This is a genomic window from Streptomyces sp. LZ34, from assembly GCF_053890475.1.
Map to the genome: position 1 here is coordinate 416,266 of NZ_CM132680.1, position 23,509 is coordinate 439,774.

The 23,509-nt window shown below is 72.1% G+C and carries 6 protein-coding genes; 2 read left to right on the forward strand and 4 right to left on the reverse strand.

Going from position 1 to position 23,509, the window contains the following annotated elements; translation table 11 throughout:
- Positions 1–61: 61 nt before the first annotated feature.
- Positions 62–17,935, forward strand: a complete 17,874-nt coding sequence (locus ACWY4P_RS01705) for a type I polyketide synthase (RefSeq protein ID WP_456208286.1) — start codon at positions 62–64, stop codon at positions 17,933–17,935.
- 72 nt (positions 17,936–18,007) lie between these two features.
- Here ACWY4P_RS01705 and ACWY4P_RS01710 read toward each other — a convergent pair whose 3' ends face one another.
- Both ACWY4P_RS01710 and ACWY4P_RS01715 read right to left on the reverse strand, forming a co-directional pair.
- Positions 18,008–18,706, reverse strand: coding sequence for a class I SAM-dependent methyltransferase (locus tag ACWY4P_RS01710; RefSeq protein WP_456208287.1), 699 nt, complete (start codon positions 18,704–18,706; stop codon positions 18,008–18,010).
- Positions 18,707–18,766: 60 nt separating this feature from the next.
- Complete coding sequence (locus ACWY4P_RS01715) at positions 18,767–18,928, reverse strand: hypothetical protein (RefSeq protein WP_456208288.1); 162 nt, start codon at positions 18,926–18,928, stop codon at positions 18,767–18,769.
- On the opposite strand from ACWY4P_RS01715, the gene ACWY4P_RS01720 reads away from it, so the two are divergent.
- On the forward strand, positions 18,927–19,727 hold the full coding sequence (locus tag ACWY4P_RS01720; protein WP_456208289.1) for an alpha/beta fold hydrolase: 801 nt from the start codon (positions 18,927–18,929) through the stop codon (positions 19,725–19,727). The two genes, ACWY4P_RS01715 and ACWY4P_RS01720, sit on opposite strands and share 2 nt — an antisense overlap.
- Here ACWY4P_RS01720 and ACWY4P_RS01725 read toward each other — a convergent pair.
- Together ACWY4P_RS01725 and ACWY4P_RS01730 are read right to left on the reverse strand one after the other, a co-directional pair.
- Complete coding sequence (locus tag ACWY4P_RS01725) at positions 19,693–21,213, reverse strand: AMP-binding protein (protein ID WP_456208290.1); 1,521 nt, start codon at positions 21,211–21,213, stop codon at positions 19,693–19,695. The genes ACWY4P_RS01720 and ACWY4P_RS01725 overlap by 35 nt on opposite strands.
- Positions 21,210–23,507, reverse strand: a complete 2,298-nt coding sequence (locus tag ACWY4P_RS01730) for a CoA transferase (protein WP_456208291.1) — start codon at positions 23,505–23,507, stop codon at positions 21,210–21,212. The genes ACWY4P_RS01725 and ACWY4P_RS01730 overlap by 4 nt, the downstream gene beginning before the upstream one ends.
- Between the last annotated feature and the right edge of the window lie 2 nt (positions 23,508–23,509).

Consider the following 23,509-nt stretch of genomic DNA (forward strand, 5'->3'; position numbering starts at 1 on the left):
ATCGGTCCTCTCGATCTTCTGAATCACTTTTCACACCGAATGGGTTGGTGGCGTCAGCGTCATGGCGAACGAAGAAAAGCTCCTCGAACACCTCAAGTGGGCCACTGCCGAACTTCACCAGACCCGGCAACGGCTGCGTGAGGCCGAGGAACAGCAGCAGGAACCGATCGCGATAGTCTCCATGAGCTGCCGCCTTCCCGGCGGGGTGCGCTCCCCGGAGGACCTGTGGCGGCTGGCGGCCTCGGGCGCCGATGTGATCGGCCCTTTCCCCACCGACCGGGGATGGGATATCGACACCCTGTACGACCCGGATCCGGAACGCCCGGGGAAGATCTACACCCGCGAGGGCGGCTTTCTCGAGGACGCCTCCAGGTTCGACGCCGACTTCTTCGGCGTCTCCCCGCGTGAGGCCCTGGCGACGGATCCGCAGCAGCGGTTGCTGCTCGAGCTGACGTGGGAGGCGCTGGAACGGGCGGGCATCCCCCCGGAAGCCCTGCGAGGCAGCCGCACCGGCGTGTTCGTGGGCCTGATGTACCACGACTACGCCACCGGAGCCGAGCGCACCGCCACGGAGCTGGAGGGGCTGCTGGGCGGCGGCACCGCGGGCAGCATCGCCTCCGGCCGGGTGTCGTACACCTTCGGCTTCGAGGGCCCGGCCATGACGGTGGACACCGCGTGCTCGTCGTCGTTGGTGGCCCTCCACCTGGCCGCCCGGTCGCTCCGGGCGGGCGAGTGCTCGCTCGCGCTGGCGGGCGGGGTCACGGTCATGTCCACCCCGCGGACCTTCGTCGAGTTCTCCCGCCAGCGCGGCCTGGCGGCTGACGGCCGGTGCAAGGCGTTCTCCGCCGACGCCGACGGCACCGGGTGGGCCGAGGGCGTGGGCCTGCTCCTCCTGGAGCGGCTGTCGGACGCCCGGCGCAACGGCCACCGAGTGCTGGCCGTCGTACGGGGCTCCGCCGTCAACCAGGACGGCGCCAGGAGCAGGCTCATCGCTCCCAACGGTCTCGCCCAGGAACGCGTCATCCGGGAGGCGCTGGCGAACGCGGGGGTGCCGGCGGCCGAGGTGGACGTCGTCGAGGCACACGGCACCGGCACCCGGCTGGGGGACCCGATCGAGGCGCAGGCGCTGCTGGCCACCTACGGCCGGGAGCACAGCGCGGAGCGGCCGCTGTGGCTGGGCTCGCTGAAGTCGAACATCGGGCATGCGCAGGCCGCGGCGGGGGTGGCCGGGATCATCAAGATGGTGATGGCGCTGCGGCACGGCGAGTTGCCGCGGACGTTGCATGTGGAGCGGCCGTCGACGGAGGTCGACTGGTCGTCGGGTGCGGTGTCACTGCTGACCGAGCACCGGCCCTGGCCGGAGGCGGACCGGCCCCGTCGGGCGGCGGTGTCGTCGTTCGCCGCCAGCGGCACCAACGCCCACGTCATCATCGAGCAGACGGCGAAGACACCGGAGACCACCCGGCCGGGGAGCGCGCCGGTCCCCGGGGCGGTGCCGTGGCTGGTGTCGGGCCGCGGTGAAGGGGGCGTGCGGGGACAGGCCGCGCGGTTGCGGGAGTGGCTGGGCGCGCAGGGCGAGGTCGAGGTGGCCGCGGTGGGTCATGCGCTGGCCACGCGCCGGGCGGGTCTGGACACCCGGGCGGCCGTGGTGGCGGCCGACCGGACCGGTTTCCTGGCCGGGTTGGAGGCTGTGGAGTCGGGTGGTCCGGCGGCTGGTGTGGTGCGTGGTTCCGTGGTGCCGGGATCCGATCGGGTGGTGTTCGTCTTCCCTGGTCAGGGGGCGCAGTGGGTTCGGATGGGGCTGGAGCTGGCCGAGTCCTGCGAGGCGTTCGCCGCCCGCTTGGCGGAGTGCGAAGAGGCCCTGTCGGAGTTCGTGCCGTGGTCGTTGCGGGAGGTGCTGGCCGATGAGGAGGCGCTGTCGCGGGTGGACGTGGTGCAGCCCGCGTTGTGGGCGGTGATGGTGTCGCTGGCGGCCTGGTGGCAGGCGCAGGGGGTCACTCCTGCCGCGGTGGTCGGCCACTCCCAGGGGGAGATCGCCGCCGCGTGTGCGGCGGGTGCGTTGAGTCTTCAGGACGCGGCTCGGGTGGTGGCGTTGCGCAGCCGGGCGCTGCTGTCCCTCTCCGGCGCGGGTGGCATGGTGTCCGTCGCTGCCGGGGCCGAGCAGGTGTCCGGGTGGCTCGGAGACCGGCAGGGCCGGGTGTCGGTGGCGGCGGTCAACGGGCCGTCGGCCACCGTGATCTCCGGCGACCGGGACGCCCTGGCCGAGGTGGTGGCCGAGTGCGAGGGGCGGGGGGTGCGAGCCCGGTGGATCGCGGTGGACTACGCCTCCCACAGCCCCCACGTGGACGCCGTGCGCGACCGGCTCCTCGAAGACCTCGCCCCGGTGCGCCCCCGGGCGGGCGAGATCCCCATCTGGACCACCCTGGACGAACGCCTCATCGACGGCTCGGACTTGGACGCCGACTACTGGTTCCGCAATCTCCGGGAACCGGTGCGGTTCGCGCCGGTGGTCACCGCCGCGCTGGAACAGGGCTTCGGGGCGTTCGTCGAAATCAGCCCGCACCCGGTGATCACCACCAGCATCCAGGAGGCGGCCGAGGCGTCGCAGACCCGGGTGGTCGTCACCGGCTCCCTGCGCCGTGACCAGGGCACCCGCGACCAGCTGACGCTCTCCCTGGCGGAACTGGCCGTCCACGGCACCCCCGTCGACTGGCACGCCGTCCACGGAGGCCAGGACCAGCCGTGGGTGAACCTGCCCACCTACGCCTTCCAGGGCGAGCGCTACTGGGCGAAGGGCGCCGACGGCGCCGCCGACCTCACCGGCGCGGGCCTGAGTTCGGCCCACCATCCGCTGCTCGGGGCGGTGGTGGCACTCGCCGACCGGGAAGGCGTGGTGCTCACGGGCCGGTTGTCGCTGGGCGCCCAGCCCTGGCTGAGGGATCACGCGGTGCACGGCGTGGTACTGCTGCCGGGCGCGGCGTTCGTGGACATGGTCGTCCGGGCCGGTGACCACGTCGGCTGCTCGCAGGTGGCCGAACTGACCCTGGAGACCCCCCTGGTGCTGCCCGAGCACGGAGCGGTACGGATCCAGGTGGTGGTGGGCGCCGGAGAGGCCGACCGCAGGCCGGTCGACGTCTACGCCGGTGCGGAGGACGACGGCGGCGACGAGCGGTGGACACGCCACGCCACCGGCTACCTGGCCCCCGCGGGACCGCCGCCCCGGCGTGGGGAAGGCCCATCGGCGGTGAGCGACGCCACCGGCACACCAGTCGCCGGCACACCAGTCGTCGACACACCAGTCACCGGATCGGCAGCCGCCGGGCGGAAGGCGGACGGCGCGGTCTGGCCGCCGCGTGACGCGGCGCCGCTGCGCGTCGCCGACTTCTACGAACGGTGCGCCGAGCAGGGCTACGAGTACGGCCCCGCGTTCCAGGGGCTGCGTACCGCCTGGCGCCGCGGCGACGAGCTGTTCGCCGAGGTGGCACTGGAGCAAGGCCTGGAGGCTTCCGGGTACGGGATCCATCCCGCGCTGCTCGACGCCGCCCTCCATCCGGTGGTGCTCGCCGCCGTCGAGGACGGTCCCGACGTGCTCCGCGACGGGATCAGGCTGCCGTTCGCCTGGCACGGCGTCACCGTGCACACCGCCGGAGCCGGCTCCCTCCGGGTCCGGCTGACCGTGGCGGACGGCGGCGACCAGGTGATCGTGGCCATGACCACGCCGACGGGAGAGCCCGTCGCCGAGGTCCGGGGGCTGCGTTCTCGCCCGGTGACGGCCGACCGGCTGCGCGCCGCCCGCCGCGGGCACCCGTCGCTCTTCCGGGTCGAGTGGACCCCGCGGGCCTCGGCCACCGCCCCGGTGGAGAAGCCCGCCGTCCGGACCGCGCTCCTCGGCCGGGGCACCGACGAACTGCCCGCGGAACTGGTCGAGGCGCTGGCCGGAGCGGAGGTGTACGCCGACGCCTCGGAGCTCGCCGCCGCGGTGGAGGCGGGGCGCCCGGCACCGGACATGGTCTTCGCCCCGTGCCCCACTCCGGGTGCGGAAGCAGCAGAACCGGCCGGGCAGTCCATCGGCACCGCCGTACCCGAGGTGCTGACGCGCACCGCCGAACTGCTCGGCCGATGGGCCACGGACGGACGCTTCGCCGCGTCGCGCCTCGTGGTGCTGACCCGGCGTGCGGTGGCGGCGTCCCCGGAAGAGGAGCCGAACCTGGTACAGGCTCCTGTGTGGGGGCTGGTGCGCGCCGCACAGTCGGAGCACCCCGGGCGCTTCCTCGCCGTGGACGTGGACGGGGAGCAGGCCTCGTGGGCGGCCCTGCGCGGCCTCACGGACGGCATCGAACCGCAACTCGCCCTGCGTGCCGGGACCGCCTACGCGCCCCTGCTGCGGCGCGGGCGGCTCCGCGAGGACGCCCCCGCGGCCTTCGGCCCGGACAGCACCGTGCTGATCACCGGCGCCAGCGGCACGCTCGGCCGGATCGTGGCCCGGCACCTGGTCACCGCCCACGGGGTGCGGCGGCTGGTCCTGCTCAGCCGCCGTGGCCTGGCCGCCCCCGGAGCGGAGGAGTACTCGGCCGAGCTCGCCGGGCTGGGCACCGAGGTCGCCACCGTGGCCGGTGACACGGCCGACCGGGCCGTACTCACCCGGATACTCGATCGGTGGCCCGTCTCGGCTGTCGTCCACGCGGCCGGCGCCGTGGACGACACGGTCATCGAGTCCCTGACCCGCGGGCACTTCGAGCGGGTACTGCGCCCCAAACTGGACGCGGCGCTGCTGCTGGACGAGCTGACCCGCGACCGCGACCTGTCCGCCTTCGTGCTCTTCTCGTCGGCCTCCGGAGTGCTGGGCGGCGCCGGGCAGGGCAACTACGCGGCGGCGAACGCCTTCCTCGACGCCTTCGCCCAGCGGCGCACCGCCCAGGGCCGCCCCACTCTCTCCCTCGCCTGGGGCTTCTGGGCCGAACGCAGCGGCCTCACCGCGCACCTCACCGAGCAGGACCTGGCCAGGCTGGCCCGGATGGGCATGGTGCCCATGCCCACCGAGACCGCGCTCGACCTGTTCGACACCGCTCTGGCAGCCGCCGACCCGCTCGCGGTCACCGCCTCGATCGACCTGGGCGCGCTGCGCGCACTGGACGCCGCCGACGTGCCCGCCATGCTGCGCCGTCTGCTCCCCGCCCCCCGCCGCGACGCCGTACGCCCCGGCACCAGCCCCGGTACAGGCGCCGACACCGGCACCGAGCCGGGCACTTCCGGTGAGCTGGCGCGGCGGCTGGCCACCCTCGACGCCGACGAGCGGCACCGGACCCTGCTGAACGCGGTGCGCGCCGAGACCGCCGCCATCCTGGGCCATGACTCGTCCGGGACGATCGAGGCCGCCCGGCCGTTCAAGGAACTGGGCTTCGACTCCCTCACCGGGACCGAGTTGCGGAACCGGCTGAACACCGTCACCGGGCTGCGCCTGCCCGCCACGCTGGTCTTCGACTACCCCAGCCCCGAGGAACTGGCGCGCTGGCTGGACACCCAGCTGACCGGCGCCCCGGGCGGGGCGCCCGCACCCGCGGCACCACCCGAGCGGCCCACCGCGCCCGCCCTGGCCGACGACCCGGTGGTCATCGTGGGCATGAGCTGCCGCTACCCCGGCGGGGTGCGCTCCCCGGAGGACCTGTGGCGGCTGGTGGCCTCGGGCGCCGATGTGATCGGCCCTTTCCCCACCGACCGGGGATGGGATGTCGGCCGGCTGTACGACCCGGAGCCCGGCGTCCCCGGCAAGACCTACGCCGCCGAAGGAGGCTTCCTGTACGAGGCCGCCGACTTCGACCCCGACCTCTTCGGCATCTCGCCGCGCGAAGCCCTCATCATGGACCCCCAGCAGCGGCTGCTGCTGGAGGCCGCCTGGGAGGTGCTGGAGCGGGCCGGCATCCGCCCGGAGTCGCTGCGGGGCAGCCGCACCGGTGTGTTCGCCGGTCTGATGTACCACGACTACGGCATCGATGTGGCCGGCGCGCCGAAGGAGCTCGAAGGACTCCTCGGCAACAGCAGCGGAGGCAGCTTCACATCGGGCCGGGTGTCCTACACCTTCGGCTTCGAGGGGCCCGCGGTGACGGTGGACACCGCGTGCTCGTCGTCGCTGGTCGCCCTCCACCTGGCCGCCCGCTCGCTCCGGGCGGGCGAGTGCTCGCTCGCGCTGGCGGGCGGGGTCACGGTCATGTCCACCCCGCAGACGTTCGTAGGGTTCTCACTCCAGCAGGGGCTCTCCCCGGACGGCCGGTGCAAGGCGTTCTCGGCCGACGCGGACGGCACGGGATGGGCCGAGGGCGTGGGGTTGCTGCTGTTGGAGCGGCTGTCGGACGCCCGGCGCAACGGCCACCGGGTGCTGGCAGTGGTACAAGGTTCAGCGGTGAACCAGGACGGTGCGTCCAACGGATTGACGGCACCCAACGGTCCGTCGCAGCAGCGGGTGATCCGGGAGGCGCTGGCGAGCGCGGGAGTGTCGTCGGCCGAGGTGGATGTCGTCGAGGCGCACGGTACGGGTACGCGGTTGGGTGACCCGATCGAGGCCCAAGCACTGCTGGCCACCTACGGGCAGGGGCGCGCCGAGGATCGGCCGCTGTGGCTGGGGACGCTGAAGTCGAACATGGGTCATGCGCAGGCCGCGGCCGGTGTGGCCGGAATCATCAAGATGGTGATGGCGCTCCAGCACGGCGAGTTGCCGCGCACGTTGCATGTGGAGCGGCCGTCGGCGGAGGTCGACTGGTCGGCGGGTGCGGTGTCGCTGCTGACCGAGCACCGTGCGTGGCCCGAGGTGGACCGGCCCCGCCGGGCGGGGGTGTCGTCGTTCGGCGCAAGTGGCACCAACGCCCACGTCATCCTCGAACAGGCACCGGAGACGCAGGCCGACCTGTCTGTCACGGCTGCCGTGCCGGGAGCGGTGCCATGGCTGATATCGGGCCGCGGCGAAGGCAGCGTACGAGGCCAGGCCGCACGGCTACGGGACTGGCTCGCCACGCAAGACGACCTCGACCTGACCGCGGTCGGCCATGCGCTGGCTACCCGCCGCGCCGCGCTCGACACCCGGGCAGCGGTCGTGGCCGAAGACCGCCAAGGCTTCCTGACCGGGCTGGAAGCACTGGCATCCGGCAGTCCGGCGGCCGGGGTGGTGCGCGGCACAGTGGTGCCGGGCGCCGATCGGGTGGTGTTCGTCTTCCCCGGCCAAGGCTCGCAATGGGCACGCATGGGGCTGGAACTGGCCGAGACCAGCGAGGTGTTCGCGAGGCGCCTGGCAGAGTGCGAGCAGGCACTCTCGCAGTTCGTGCCATGGTCACTGAGGGACGTACTGGCCGACGAAGAGGCCCTGGCCCGCGTGGACATCGTCCAGCCCGCACTATGGGCGATAATGGTGTCGCTCGCGGCCTGGTGGCAGGACCAGGGCATCACCCCCACCGCCGTAATCGGCCACTCCCAAGGAGAAATCGCCGCCGCCTGCGTAGCCGGAGCACTCACCCTCCACGACGCCGCACGAGTCGTGGCACTACGCAGCCACGCACTGCTGACCCTCGCCGGAGCGGGCACCATGGCCACCCTCGCCACAGACACCAACACCGTGGCCGGACTGATCGAGGCATGGTCAGGGCAAGTGTCCATCGCCGCCGTCAACGGCCCCAACACCACCGTCATCTCCGGCGACCAGAACGCACTCACACACATCATGGCCGCAAGCGAAGAACAAGGGATCCGCGCGCGGCGGATCGCGGTCGACTACGCCTCCCACAGCCCCCACGTCGATGCAGTACGCGACCAACTCCTCCAAGCATTGGCTCCTATAGAGCCACGGCCCGGCGACATCCCCATCTGGTCCACCCTCGACGAACAACTCATCGACGGCTCCCAGATGAACGCCGAGTACTGGCACCGAAACCTCCGCCACCCCGTACACTTCGCCCCCACCATCACCACCGCGCTCGAAACCGGCCACGGCGCCTTCATCGAAATCAGCCCACACCCCGTACTCACCACCAGCATCCAGGAAACCACCGAAGCCCTCAACGCCCCCGCCGTGGTCACCGGATCCCTCCGCCGCGACCACGGCACCCGCACCCAACTGGCCCTCTCCCTCGCCGAACTCGCCACCCACGGCACCCCCATCAACTGGCACACCACCTACCACCACCCACACCACCCCTGGATCGACCTCCCCACCTACGCCTTCCAACACCAGCGCTACTGGCCGCCGACCGCGCCCGCTGCCCTTCCCTCCACCTCCGCCGACAGCGGAAGCGAGGCGGTGGACGCGCGGCTGTGGCAGATTCTCGAATCCGGTGACGTCGGCGAACTGACCGAGACCCTCGGTCTGGACGCCGATGCCGGCGAGCCCTCCCTGGACACCGTGCTGCCCGCGCTGGCGTCCTGGCGGCAGGAGCAGCGTGACCGTGCTGTGGTCGACTCCTGGCGATACCGGATCGTGTGGAGTCCGGTGGTGGCCGACGGCCCGGCGGTGCTGTCGGGACGCTGGCTGGTAGCCGCGCCACACGACCGGCTCGACCATCCCCTCGTCCAACTGTGCACACGAGCACTCACCACCCACGGCGCCGACGCCGTACCACTCCCCATCGGCGACCCCGCCAACGCAGCAACCCACCAACAACTCCACAACCCGACCGACCCCATCACCGGCGTACTGTCCCTCCTCTCCCTCACCCACACCCCGGACCCCCTCGCCACCACCACCCAACTCCTCCGCGACCTCGACCAGCACAACATCACCGCCCCGCTGTGGCTCATCACCCACAACGCCGTCACCACCACACCCAGCGACCCCGCACCCGACCCCCACCAAGCCGCCCTCTGGGGACTGGGCCGCGTCATCGCGCAGGAGCACCCGCACCGCTGGGGCGGGATGGTCGACCTGCCCGAGACGCCCCACAACCGGTCGGAATCCTGGCTCGCCACGGTGTTGGCAGAGGGCACGGACGAGGACCAACTGGCCGTCCGGGGAGCCGGACTGTCCGCCCCGCGGCTGGTCCGCGCCTCGGTGGACAGCCGCCCGGCAGGGACCTGGGCCCCGCGCGGCACCGTGCTGATCACCGGAGGTACCGGCGCGCTGGGCGGGCATGTGGCCCGGTGGCTGGCCCGGAGCGGCGCCCCGCATCTGCTGCTCACCAGCAGGCGGGGTGGCTCGGCCCCTGGTGCGGATGAGCTGGTGGCCGAGGTGACCGAGCTCGGCTCCCGGGTGACCGTCGTGTCCTGTGACGTCTCCGACCGCGAGGCCCTGCGCGCATTGCTCGACCGGATTCCGGCCGAGCATCCGCTGACCGCGGTGGTGCACACGGCGGCCGTTCTCGAGGACGGCGTGGTCGAGTCGCTGACACCCGAGCGCTTCGACCGCGTCCTGGGGCCGAAGGCGCGTGCCGCGGTCAATTTGGACCTGCTGACCAGGGAGCACGACCTGTCGGCGTTCGTGCTGTTCTCCTCCGCCGCCGGCACGCTGGGCAGTCCGGGACAGGGCAACTACGCGGCGGCCAACGCGTTCCTCGACGCCCTGGCCCAGCGGCGGCGCGCCGCCGGTCTCCCGGCCACCTCCGTGGCCTGGGGCGCCTGGGCCGGCGAGGGTCTGGCCGACCACCCCGGGCGCGGCGAGCGGCTGCGGCGCGGCGGCTTCCCCGGTATGCGCCCGGAGCTGGCGCTCGCCGCCCTACAGCAGGCTCTGGACAGCGACGAGACGTATCTCGCCGTCGCCGACATCGACTGGGCGGCTTTCGTGTCGCGGGCCGGCGACCGGCCCGGCCCGCTGCTGTCGGAGATCCCTGACGTACGCCTGGCCATGGAGCACCAGGACACATCCACGTCGGCGGATGCGGCCGGCGACGGCACGGCCGGGCTGCGGCGGCGGCTCGCCGGGCTGCCCCGCGCGGAGCAGGACAAGGTGCTGCTCGAGCTGGTCCGGACCGCTGCCGCGGGGACGCTCGGCCACGCGGAGGCCGCGGCCATCGCCCCGAAGCGCGCGTTCAACACCCTCGGGTTCGACTCGCTGACCGCGGTGGAGTTCCGGAACCGGCTGAACACCGCCGTCGGGCTGCGGCTGCCCGCCACCCTCGTCTTCGACTACCCGACCCCCGACGCTCTCGCCCGCCATCTACGTGGTGAGCTCACCGGCACGGAGGGCGAGGACTCCGGGCTCGCGGTGGCGCGGTCCGATGGCGGGCATGCGGCGGTGGACGTCGATCCCGTGGTGATCGTGGGAATGAGCTGCCGCTACCCGGGCGGAGTAAGCGCCCCGGAGGACCTGTGGGAGCTCGTGGCCACCGGGGTGGACGCCATCGGGCCCTTCCCCGACAACCGCGGCTGGAACCTGAACGAACTACTCGGCACCACCGAAGGCAACACCGGATCAAGCACAGCACACTCCGGCGGCTTCCTCTACAACAGCCCACTCTTCGACAGCGGCTTCTTCGGCATCTCACCCCGCGAAGCCATCGCCATGGACCCGCAACAACGACTGCTACTCGAAACAGCCTGGGAGACATTCGAACGCGCCGGCATCGACCCCCAGTCCCTGCGCGGCACGGACACCGGAGTGTTCGCGGGCACCAACGGCCAGGACTACGCGACGCTGGTGATGGACACCCCCGAAGGAACCACCGGCGCCATGCTGACCGGCAACGCCGCAAGCGTCGTCTCCGGCCGCGTGGCCTACACCTTCGGCTTCGAAGGACCCGCCGTCACCGTCGACACCGCCTGCTCCTCCTCCCTCGTCGCCCTCCACCTCGCCGCCCAGTCCCTGCGCTCCGGCGAATGCTCCCTCGCCCTGGCGGGCGGAGTCTCCGTCATGGCCACCCCGCGCGCCTTCGTGGAGTTCTCCCGGCAGGGCGGCCTGGCAGCGGACGGCCGGTGCAAGGCGTTCTCGGACAACGCCGACGGTACGGGATGGGCCGAGGGCGTAGGCCTGCTCCTCCTGGAGCGGCTGTCGGACGCCCAACGCAACGGCCACCGCGTACTCGCGGTCGTACGCGGCACCGCCATCAACCAAGACGGCGCCTCCAACGGCCTCACCGCCCCCAACGGCCCATCACAACAACGAGTCATCCGACAAGCACTGGCAAACGCGAGACTGTCAGCAGCCGACGTGGACGCCGTCGAAGCACACGGCACCGGCACCCGACTCGGCGACCCGATCGAGGCCCAGGCACTGCTCGCCACCTACGGCCGAAACCGCGCCGAAGACCAGCCACTGTGGCTCGGCTCGGTGAAGTCCAACATCGGCCACACCCAGGCCGCTGCCGGGGTCGCTGGTGTCATCAAGATGGTGATGGCGCTCCAGCACGGCGAACTGCCGCGTACCCTGCACATCGACCGACCCTCGGCGGAGGTGGACTGGTCCTCCGGCGAGGTCTCCCTGCTGACGGAGCACCGGCCGTGGCCGGCGGCGGACCGGCCCCGCCGGGCCGGAGTCTCCTCCTTCGGTGTCAGCGGCACCAACGCCCACGTCATCCTCGAACAGCCCGTACCCCGGACCGAGCCGACCGCCATCATCCCCACCGGCACCGAAACCTCCCCGGCAGCCGGGGAGATGCCATGGCTGGTGTCCGGCCGGGGCCCGGCGGGTGTGCGCGGCCAGGCCGCACGGCTACGGGAATGGCTGGCCGCGCACGAGAACATGGGCACCGTCGACCTGGCCGGCGTCGGCCACGCGCTGGCCACCCGCCGCGCCGGCCTCGACACCCAGGCAGCGGTAGTGGCAGCGGACCGCGAAGGCTTCCTCGCCGGGCTGGAAGCCGTCGCCGCGGGCGAGCCGGCGCCCGGTGTCGTACGCGGCACCGTGGCCGCCGACGCCCACCAGCTGGCGTTCGTCTTCCCCGGCCAGGGCGCGCAGTGGCCCGGCATGGGGCGGGACCTGCATCGCCGCCATCCCGCCTTCGCCGAGGCGTTCGACGCGGTGTGCGCGGCCGTGGACCGGGAGCTCTCCGGCTCCCTGACCCACCCGCTGCGGCAGGTCGTCTGGGCCGCACCGGGGAGCGACGCGGCGCAGCTACTGGACCAGACCGTCTACGCACAGACGGGCCTGTTCGCCGTCGAAGTGGGCCTGTACCGGCTGGTGGAGTCCTGGGGCGTACGGCCCCGGTTCCTGGTCGGCCACTCGGTGGGCGAGATCGCCGCCGCCCATGTGGCAGGAGTGCTGTCGCTGGAGGACGCGGTGCGCATGGTCGCCGCCCGCGGCCGGCTGATGCAGGAACTGCCCGTCGGCGGTGCCATGGTCGCGGTGCAGGCCGACGCCGAGGAGGCCCGGGAGTTGCTGACCGGACACGAGGACAGCGTCGCCATCGCCGCCGTCAACGGGCCGGACTCGGTGGTGCTCTCCGGGGATGAGGCGGCGGTGGAGCGGTGGGCACGCACCTGGCAGGAGCGGGGCCGCAGGGTGAAGCGGCTGAGGGTCAGCCACGCCTTCCACTCCCCGCTGATGGCTCCGATGACCGGCGCCTTCGCCGAGGCGCTGTCGCGTATCTCCTTCCGGGAAGGGAAACTGCCGGTCGTCTCCACCGTCACGGGGACGACCGTGGACGGTGAGTGGAACGACCCCGGATACTGGGTGGACCAGGTCCGCTCCACCGTGCGGTTCGCCGACGCGATCGCCACAGCCGCCGCCTCCGGCGCCACCGGCTTCGTGGAACTGGGTCCGGACGCCGTGCTGTCCGGCATGGTCGAGCAGACGGTCGCCGCCAGGCTGCCCGAGGCTTCCGGCCCGGTCCTGGTCGTCGGCATGCAGCGCCGTGACCGGCCGGAGGCCGCCACACTGGTCACCGGCCTGTCCCGGCTGGCCGTCCATGGCGTTCCGGTGGACTGGGACGCCGTCTACGGCAGCGCCGCCGCCACCTGGCAGGGCTGGCACGACCTGCCCACCTACGCCTTCCAGGGCAGGCACTACTGGATCGCCGGCACGGGCACGGGCGCAGCTGCCGAGGCCGTGGAAGTCGGCGCACCCGTCGGTCCCGCCACCGAGGACGTCGTGGAGCCGATGGCCGGAGCGGGCTCGGAGACCACCGAACGGCTGCTGGCCCGGCTCTCCCCGCTGCCCCCGGCCGAGCAGGAGCGCCACCTGATCAGGCTCATCCAGACCGAAGCCGCCCAGGTGCTCCACTATCCGGAAGCCGAAGTCGAAGTCGACCGCGCCTTCCAGGACCTGGGCTTCAGCTCGGTGACCGGCGTAGAGCTCCGAGACCGCCTGACCGAGGCCACCGGCCTTCTGCTGCCCCCGACCCTCGCCTTCGACCAACCGACGATCAGCGCTCTCGCCCGCCATCTGCGTGGTGAACTCACCGGCGGGGAGAGTGAGGAGCCCGGGCTCGCCGTGGCGCGGTCCGATGGCGCTCGTACGGCGGCGGACGTCGATCCCGTGGTGATCGTGGGAATGAGCTGCCGCTACCCGGGCGGAGTACGCGCCCCGGAGGACCTGTGGGAGCTCGTGGCCACCGGGGTGGACGCCATCGGGCCCTTCCCCGACGACCGCGGCTGGAACCTGAACGAACTACTCGGCACCACCGAAGGCAACACCGGATCAAGCACAGCACACTCCGGCGGCTTCCTCTACAACAGCCCACTCTTCGACAGCGGCTTCTTCGGCATCTCACCCCGCGAAGCCACCGCTATGGACCCGCAACAACGACTGCTACTCGAAACAGCCTGGGAGACATTCGAACGCGCCGGCATCGACCCCCAGTCCCTGCGCGGCACGGACACCGGAGTGTTCGCGGGCACCAACGGCCAGGACTACGCCACACTGGTCATGAACACCCCCGAAGGAACCACCGGCACCCTGCTGACCGGCAACGCCGCAAGCGTCGTCTCCGGCCGCGTGGCCTACACCTTCGGCTTCGAAGGACCCGCCGTCACCGTCGACACCGCCTGCTCCTCCTCCCTCGTCGCCCTCCACCTCGCCGCCCAATCGCTCCGGACAGGAGAATGCTCACTCGCTTTGGCCGGCGGCGTCGCGGTGATGTCCACCTCCGGAGCTTTCGTGGAGTTCTCCCGGCAGGGCGGCCTGGCAGCGGACGGCCGGTGCAAGGCGTTCTCGGACAACGCCGACGGTACGGGATGGGCCGAGGGCGTAGGCCTGCTCCTCCTGGAGCGGCTGTCGGACGCCCAACGCAACGGCCACCGGGTACTCGCGGTCGTACGCGGCACCGCCATCAACCAAGACGGCGCCTCCAACGGCCTCACCGCCCCCAACGGCCCATCACAACAACGAGTCATCCGACAAGCACTGGCAAACGCGAGACTGTCAGCAGCCGACGTGGACGCCGTCGAAGCACACGGCACCGGCACCCGACTCGGCGACCCGATCGAGGCCCAGGCACTGCTCGCCACCTACGGGCAGGGGCGTACGGAGGATCGGCCGCTGTGGCTGGGCTCGTTGAAGTCCAACATCGGACACGCCCAGGCCGCCTCCGGTGTCGCGGGCGTGATCAAGATGGTGATGGCACTGCAACACGGCGAGTTGCCGCGCACGTTGCATGTGGAGCGGCCGTCGGGCGAAGTGGACTGGTCGGCGGGTGCGGTGTCACTGCTGACCGAGCACCGCGCATGGCCGGGGGTCGATCGCCCCCGCCGCGTCGGCGTCTCCTCCTTCGGTATGAGCGGCACCAACGCCCACGTCATCCTCGAACAGGCGCCGGAGACGCAGGCCGACCTGTCTGTCACGGCTGCCGTGCCGGGAGCGGTGCCATGGCTGATATCGGGCCGCGGCGAAGGCGGCGTACGAGGCCAGGCCGCACGGCTACGGGACTGGCTGAGCGCGGAGAGAGACGTCGATACGGCCGCGGTCGGCCATGCGCTGGCCACCCACCGCGCCGCCCTGGACACCCGGGCAGCGGTCGTGGCCGAAGACCGCGAAGGCTTCCTGACCGGGCTGGAAGCACTGGCATCCGGCAGTCCTGCGGCCGGGGTGGTGCGCGGCACAGTGGTGCCGGGCGCCGATCGGGTGGTGTTCGTCTTCCCCGGCCAAGGCTCGCAGTGGGCACGCATGGGGCTGGAGCTGGCCGAGACCAGCGAGGTGTTTGCCAACCGACTCGCCGAGTGCGAGCAGGCACTCTCGCAGTTCGTGCCATGGTCACTGAGGGACGTACTGGCCGACGAAGAGGCCCTGGCCCGCGTGGACATCGTCCAGCCCGCACTATGGGCGATAATGGTGTCGCTCGCGGCCTGGTGGCAGGACCAGGGCATCACCCCCACCGCCGTAATCGGCCACTCCCAAGGAGAAATCGCCGCCGCCTGCGTAGCCGGAGCACTCACCCTCCACGACGCCGCACGAGTCGTGGCACTACGCAGCCACGCACTGCTGACCCTCGCCGGAGCGGGCACCATGGCCACCCTCGCCACAGACACCAACACCGTGGCCGGACTGATCGAGGCATGGTCAGGGCAAGTGTCCATCGCCGCCGTCAACGGCCCCAACACCACCGTCATCTCCGGCGACCAGAACGCACTCACACAGATCATGGCCGCAAGCGAAGAACAAGGGATCCGCGCGCGGTGGATCGCGGTCGACTACGCCTCCCACAGCCCCCACGTCGATGCAGTACGCGACCAACTCCTCCAAACCCTCGCCCCCATACAACCACGGCCCGGCGACATCCCCATCTGGTCCACCCTCGACGAACAACTCATCGACGGCTCCCAGATGAACGCCGAGTACTGGCACCGAAACCTCCGCCACCCCGTACACTTCGCCCCCACCATCACCACCGCGCTCGAAACCGGCCACGGCGCCTTCATCGAAATCAGCCCACACCCCGTACTCACCACCAGCATCCAGGAAACCACCGAAGCCCTCAACGCCCGCGCCGTGGTCACCGGATCCCTCCGCCGCGACCACGGCACCCGCACCCAACTGGCCCTCTCCCTCGCCGAACTCGCCACCCACGGCACCCCCATCAACTGGCACACCACCTACCACCACCCACACCACCCCTGGATCGACCTCCCCACCTACGCCTTCCAACACCAGCGCTACTGGCCGCAGCCGACACCACCCGCCACCATGCCGACCCACCAGGGCACGGTGCGGGAGGCGGCGGACGCCCGGCTGTGGGAGCTGCTGGAGTCCGGCGACGTGCCGGCGCTCGCCCGGACCTTGGGTCTGGACGGCGCCGCCGATGCCGAGACGCTGAAGCCCATGGTGTCGGCTCTGGCGTCGTGGCGGCGGGCGCAGCGCCGGAAGGCCGAGGCGGACTCCTGGTACTACCGGATCGTGTGGAGTCCGGTGGTGGCCGACGGCCCGGCGGTGCTGTCGGGACGCTGGCTGGTAGCCGCGCCACACGACCGGCTCGACCATCCCCTCGTCCAACTGTGCACACAAGCGCTGACCACCCACGGCGCCGACGTCGTACCACTCCCCATCGGCGACCCCCGCCACAACACCCTGCACAAGCCGACCGACCCCCCAAACCAGCCCATCGCCGGCGTACTGTCCCTCCTCTCCCTCACCCACACCCCGGACCCCCTCGCCACCACCACCCAACTCCTCCGCGACCTCGACCAGCACAACATCACCGCACCTCTGTGGCTCATCACCCACAACGCCGTCACCACCACACCCAGCGACCCCGCACCCGACCCCCACCAAGCCGCCCTCTGGGGACTGGCCCAGGGGCTCGGCCTCGAGCGGGCGGCCGGCTGGGGCGGGGTGGTGGACCTGCCGGCGGGGGCTCGCCCGTCGGTGTCCGCCGCCCTGGCGCGGGTGCTGGCCGGAGGGTCTGGCGCGGACCAGGTGGCTGTCCGGGACAGCGGTGTCTTCGCGCGGCGGCTGACGGCGGCGCCCCGCCGGGACGGCGGCGGCCGGGAGTTGAGCGGCGGCCGGGAGCTGAGCGGCACCACGTTGATCGTCAACGGTCTGGCCCCCGCCGCCGAGCCGGCCGTGCGGTGGCTGGCGAGCCAAGGTGCGGAGCACGTGATGGTCCTGGTGCCGGAGGGCGGGGAGACCGACGGAGCTCGCTCCCGGCTGGCGGCCGTGGCCGACGCGGCGGGAACGGAGGCCACGGTGTTCTCCTGCGACCTGGCCGATCGCGCCGCTGTCGCGGAGGTCCTGGCCAAGATGCCTGTGGAGTGTGCACCGGCCCGCGTGGTGTGCTTTGTCCCGGCCGGACCGAACGAGCCGACCCACGCGCTCACCGCTCCAGTGCGACACCTCGACGCTCTCACCGGGGACATGGACCTGGAGTCCTTTGTGGTGTGCGTGCCGCTGGCCGGGTTCCTGGGCGTCCCGGACCACGCATGGCAGGCGCCCGCGGCGATGTGGCTGAGCGCGCTGGTGGAACGTCGCCGTGTGCAGGGCCGGGCCGCGTCCCTGCTCGCTCTCGGCCCATGGGCCACCCACGCTGCCGGTGCCGGTGCCGGTGCCGGTGCCGGTGCCGACGGCATCGGATCGGTCCTCGGCGGCTGGCAGCGGCCGTTGCCCCAGGCACTGCTCGGAAACGTGTTGGAGCGGGCGTTCATGGAAGGCCGCGGCGAGTCCCTCGCCTTCGCCGACATCCAGTGGCGCGAGGTCGCGGACTACCTGGCGGAACGGCCCTCGACGGCCCTGTTCGACGGCATCCCGGAGATCCGCGACCGCCGCGCGGCAGTCGTGGGGAACGGGCGGCACGGGCAGCAGCCGGAGCGGACGGTACGGCCGGAGCAGCTAGCCGCGCTGGCCGAGGAGGAGCGGTACGGCTTGCTGCTCGGCGCCGTGCGGGCGCAGCTGGCAGCGGTGCTCGGCCATGACAGCCCAGACAGCATCGGCCCGGAAGAGGGCGTGCGGGAACTGGGGCTGGAGTCGGTCACCGCGGTCGAGTTGCGGCGCCGGCTGGCTGTCGTCACCGGGTTGACGTTGCCGGCCACCGTGGCCTTCGACTTCCCCACGCCCGCGGCACTTGCCGAATATCTCGTCAAGGAGTTGCTACAGGGTTGACCCCGGAATAGTGGGGCGGTGGACCGGTCTCGCCCGGTCCACCGCCCCGCCCCCCTTTGCCCGTTGTTTTTCTCAGGGTACGACCGCGGAGAACAGCGCCGTACAGCCGCGCACAGTGAGCTGATGCTCGGCGAAATGCTTGTCGAGCATGAGTTTCAGATCGTCGAGACTGTCGTCGGCGTTATGAAAGGAGCCCCGCTTGTTGTAATCGCGGATCAGCGAACGGGCCGCGCGGGACACTGGAACTCCCTTTGCCAGAACGGTGCTGCCCGCCACCCGGGCCCCCGACCGGCCGGCAGTCGCCACGTTCGTGAAGACCTTGTCCGCCTTTTCGGCGATGGTGCCGGGAATGCAGTGCAGCAGCAGATTCAGTGCCACGGAGTCAAAGCCGCCCGCGGGCACCCCCTGCCAGGAAGAGAGCTGGTCAAGCGCGTTGGCCTGGACGGTTCGCGGACGCAGCCGAGCCAGTCGTCGGCTGGCGTATTCCAGCGTCTTCGGGTTGAGATCCAGTAGCGTGATTTCCGGGCGGGCCACCGGAAACCGCGCCTTGGCCGGGAAATACCCGGTCCCCGCACCGATCTCCAGATGGCGGGCGCCCAGGGCGCCCTGATAGTTGCGCATGATTTCCGTCTTGCTACAGCCCCAGGCGAAGCGGCAGCTCAGACCTAACACCATGAAGTCGTATATAGTGAGCAGCCCTTTGGTGTACGATGCCTGACCCGCGTGGATGTCCTGTTCTCTGGGGTCGGCGGCGGAATGTGGATTCGACATGCCGAGATTTTAGCGATTCGGCGCGAAATCCAGAAGACGCATTGACAGAAATAAACGGAATCACTTCAGTCCCCGCCCCCCGGCGCCGTCGATGGTGTCCAGGCCGGTCCAGGTGAGTGAGGTGGCCGGTCCGGACAGCGGACCGTCCGCCTGGTCCGGGCGGCCGGTGGCGACGAGAGTGTGCGGGTGTCCCGCCACCGACCGGAAGGCAGTCACAGCCATGGCGAACACGATGCGACGCGGCTACGCGCCCAGCTCCTTCGGACAGTTGCACTACGTCGAGTGCGGGGCCGGTGAGCCGGTCCTGATGCTCCACCAGACGCCGCGTTCCTGGACGGAGTTCGCCGAGGTGCTGCCGCTGGTGGGACGGGCGCACCGGGCGATCGCCATGGACACCCTGGGGTTCGGCGCCTCGGCCAAGCCGGAGGGGCCGCATTCGATCGAGCGGTTCGCCGACGGGGTGGAGGCGCTCGCGGACGCGCTGGGGCTGGGGGCGTTTCATCTGGTCGGCCACCACACTGGCGGTGTGGTGGCCGTGGAGGTGGCCGCCCGGCTGCGGGACCGGATCAGCAGTCTGCTGCTCTCCGCCACGTCCTTCGTCGACGAGGCCAAGCGCGCGGCGGTTGCCGGGCGCCCGCCGATCGACCACGTGGACCCGAAGCCGGACGGCTCGCATCTGGTGGAGTTGTGGAACCGTCGCCGCGGCTTCTACCAGGTGGGCGAGGAGGCCGCGCTGACGCGCTATGTGATTGACGCGTTGACGGTGCTCGACCGGGTGGAGGAGGGGCACAAGGCGGTGTACCGGTACCGGATGGAGGAGCGGCTGGCGCTTGTCTCGGCCCCGGTCCTCGCCGTCTGCGCGCCGGACGACCACTACTCCCTGCCGTCGCTGGAGAAGTTCGGCGCGGCGCTCGGCTGCGAGACCGCGGTCCTGCCCGGCGGACACGTCCCGGTGCCCGAGCAGTTGCCCGGCGAGTTCGCCGAGGTCATCGCCCGGTGGGCGGACCGGCCTCGGGGGTGAGGCGGTCCCAGGTCGCGTCCGTGACGCCCCGCGCCCGCAGCACCGCCTTGCGCACCTTGCCGGTCTCGGTGAGCGGCAGCTCGCGCAGGCTGTCCACATAGCGGGGAACGGCGAACGGGGGCAGTTCGCGCTCGCAGTGGCGTATCAGGTCGGCCGGGGCGAACGCGCCGCCCGCGCGGGGCACCACCGCGGCCATGACCTCGTCCTCCGCCAGCTCCGACGGCACGGGGAAGACCGCCGCGTCGGCGACCTCCGGATGCCCGCGGACAACCGTCTCCACCTCGCAGGAGGAGATGTTCTCGCCGCGGCGGCGGATGACGTCCTTGATGCGGTCGACGAACCGGAACCAGCCGTCGGGTGCGCGGACCACCCGGTCTCCCGTGTGCCGCCACGCGTCCACGGGCTCGGCCGGCTCGCCCAGGTAGCCGGTGGCGAAGGCGTACGGCCGGTGGCTGCGCACCAGCAGCTCTCCCGGGGTGCCGTCGGGGACGGGGATGAGCCGTTCATCGACGACACGGGCGTCGAAGCCCTCGCGCAGGGTGCCGATCCAGCCGGGCCGCTGTTCCTCGGGGGTCGCGCCGATGACGAGGTTGGTCTCGGTGGAGCCGAACCCGTCGATCAGGGTGACGCCGAACCGCTCGCGGAACGGCTCCCAGGCGTGGGCCGGTGTCGCCGGGGAGAGACCTCGCATGGTTCGGTGCGCACGGTCGTGGGCGCCCGGAGGCTGGGCCAGCAGCATCGGCACCATAGCGCCCAGCAGATAGACGACGGTCGCCCCGGCCCCGGCCGCCTCGGTCCAGTACCGGGAGGCCGAGAAGCGCGGGGCGAGCGCGTACCCGGCCCCCACGGTCATCGCCTGCGCCAGCGCGCCCAGGGCGTTGGTGTGGAACAGCGGGAGGCAGGTGTAGAGGGTGTCGCCCGCGGTGAGGCGCAGCGCGTCGGAGACATTGCGCCCCCACCAGACGAACTGGGCGTGGGGGCAGCGGACCCCGCGTGAGGTTCCGGTGGTGCCGGAGGTGAACAGGACGCACGCGGTGTCCTCGGGGCGCACGGGGGCCGGCGGCAGGGCCGGGCCGTGACCCGGTCTCGGAGCCTCGTCAGCTCCCGCGCGCCACAGCGTCCCCCGGAATCCGGCCGCCGACAGTCGCTCGGCCGTCTCGTCCTCCGCGAGCAGATGGGTGGGGCGGGCCTGGTCCAGGACGTGTCGTAGCCCGCGGCCGCGCAGCCCCGTGTTCAGGGGGACCAGCTCGGCGCCGAGCCAGGCGGTGCCGAGAAACAGGTCGACGAGCTCGATCCGGTTGCCCGTCATCGCCGCGATGCGGTCGCCCGGCCGGCAGCCGTGGGCCGCGAGGGCCCCCGCCATGGTGGCGGCGGCCTCGCGCGTCTGCCGGTAGGTACGGGCCACGTTTCCGACCCGCAGAAAGGGCCGGTCCCCGTGGTCCCGGGCCGCGGCCTGGAGCAGCCCGGGGATGGTCAGGGTGTTCACCGCAGCACCCCGCGCTCGCGCAGCTCGCGGATCCGCTCCGGTGGCAGGCCCGCGACTTCGCGCAGGATGTCGTCGGTGTCGGCGCCGAGCACGGGTGCCGCCTTCCGGATGGAGCCGTGTGTGCGGGTGAGGCGGACGGGCGGCCCTTCGTGCAGAAAGGCGCCGGCGGCCGGGTGTTCCACGCGTACGTAGAAGCCCCTGGCCCGCAGCTGCGGATCGTGCTCGACGAGGTCGCGGCCGTCCTGCACCGCACCCGCCGGTATCCCCTTCTCCTGGAGGAGTTCGGCGGCGGCGTCGGCCGGCTGGGACCTGGCCCAGGCGGCGAGGGCGTCGTCGACCAGGCCGGTGTGGCGGCTGCGCTCCCCCGCCGTACGGGTGCGTTCGTCAGTGGCGAGGTCGGGGCGCCCGATCACCGTGTACAGCGCCGCCCACTCGGTGTCGTCGCGGACGCTGACGGCCAGCCACCGGTCGGCGCCGAGGCAGCGGTACACGCCCTGCGGACTCCAGTGGGGGTGGGTGTTCCCGGCGGGCTCGAGGGGGTTGAGCAGGCTGGTCCCCATGTGGGAGGCGATCGCCTCGAGCTGGGACAGGTCGATGTGCTGTCCGCGCCCGGTCTCCTCCCGGTGTTCCAGGGCGGCGACGGTGGCGAGCGCGGCTTGCAGGCCGGCGACGATGTCTCCGTGACCGTAGATCACGCCGACCACGTCGTCCGGGCCCCATCCGGTCAGCCCCGTGAGCCCCGAGCTGGCCGACACGGTGTCCGCGTAGGACACCCAGCCACTGCGCGGGCCGGTGTGTCCCATGCCGGACATGCTGACGTACACCAGGCGGGGGTTGATCTCCCGGAGGGTGTCGTAGCCCAGACCGAGCTTGGTCATGACGGTGGCGCTGAAGTTCTCCACCAGGACGTCGCAGGAGGCGATGAGCGCGCGCAGCACGGCGATGCCGTCCTCGGTGCGGGTGTCGAGGGCCAGGCTGCGCTTGTTGCGGTTGACCTCGTTGAAGTAGCCGTTGGTGTCGGGGTCGGTGTGCGGTCCGCGGGACAGGTGCATGAAGGGCGCGAACCGGGTGGGGTCGGGACGGCCCATGGACTCGACCTTGATGACGTCGGCGCCGTGGTCGGCGAGCACTTTGGTGGCGTAGGGCCCGGCGAGCACCCAGGTCAGGTCCAGGACGCGGACGCCGTGCAGGGCGGGCCGCGCGGGTTCCGGTGCCACCGGCACTCGCGGGGTCGGTCGGCGCTCGTGCAGCAGCCGCTGGTCCGCGCCCCGGTCCGGGAGGTCCAGCTCCTTGATCCGGTGGCCCTCCGGAAACGCGAAAGGGAAGCCGAGGTCGGTGCGTCCCGCGACCCGGGTGAAGAAGTCGCGGGCGGCCAGCTGCGGATTGTCCGTCATCTCCTGCGGCAGGTCGACGGCCGCCCAGGGCAACTTCCTGGCCTGGGCGAGTTCGGCGAAGCGGGCCTTCGGCCACCGGCCCACGAAGTCCTGCACGACCTTGAAGACATGCTCCTGGTGTTTCTTGCGCTCCACCGGGTCCTGCCAGCGCGGCTCGGCGAGATCGGCCTCGGCGCCCTCCTCGCGCAGCCAGTCGAGCAGCGCGTCCCACATGCGAGGGCTGCCACCGAGTCCGCCGCCCAGATAGCCGTCGGCGGCCCGGAACAGTCCGTGCGGCACCAGCGGGTGCACCCGGCCGGGCCGCGGCGGGACCCGGTCCTCGTGCAGATAGGCGAGCGTGCCGGCCTCCAGGGCGGCGGCCACGCACGCCTGCGCGGACACGTCGGCGAGCTGACCCGGACCCTCGCGCCGGGCCCGCAGTCCGAGCAGTGCGGCGATGGCCGCGTGCACACCGGCGAGCTGTTCCGCCTGGTTCTCCGGAAGGCGCAGGGGCGGGCCGTCCGGGTCGCCGACCTGCGCGAGCATGCCGCCGAGCGCGGCGACCACCAGGTCGGTGCCCTGCCAGTGGCTGCGGGGGCCCACGGTCCCGAAGGGGGTGACGCGGACGTGGACGAGGTGGTCGAGCCCCGTCACGGCTTCGCCCGCGCCATCGGGTGTCCCGTCGAGGAGGATGTCGGCTCCCTCCAGCAGGCGGCGCAGTTCCCCCGGGGACTCGGGGGTGACGGACCGTTTGCCCGCGTGCCAGTGCACGAACGCGTCGCCGTTCAGTTCGCGTCGGCTCGCGTCGCCCTCCTCGGGCTCGACCAGCACGACCTCGTGCCCGAGGCCGACCAGGAGCCGGCCCGCGAACCGTGTGAAGGGGCTGGACAGCTCGACGACCCGTATGTCCGGGGTGCTCACAT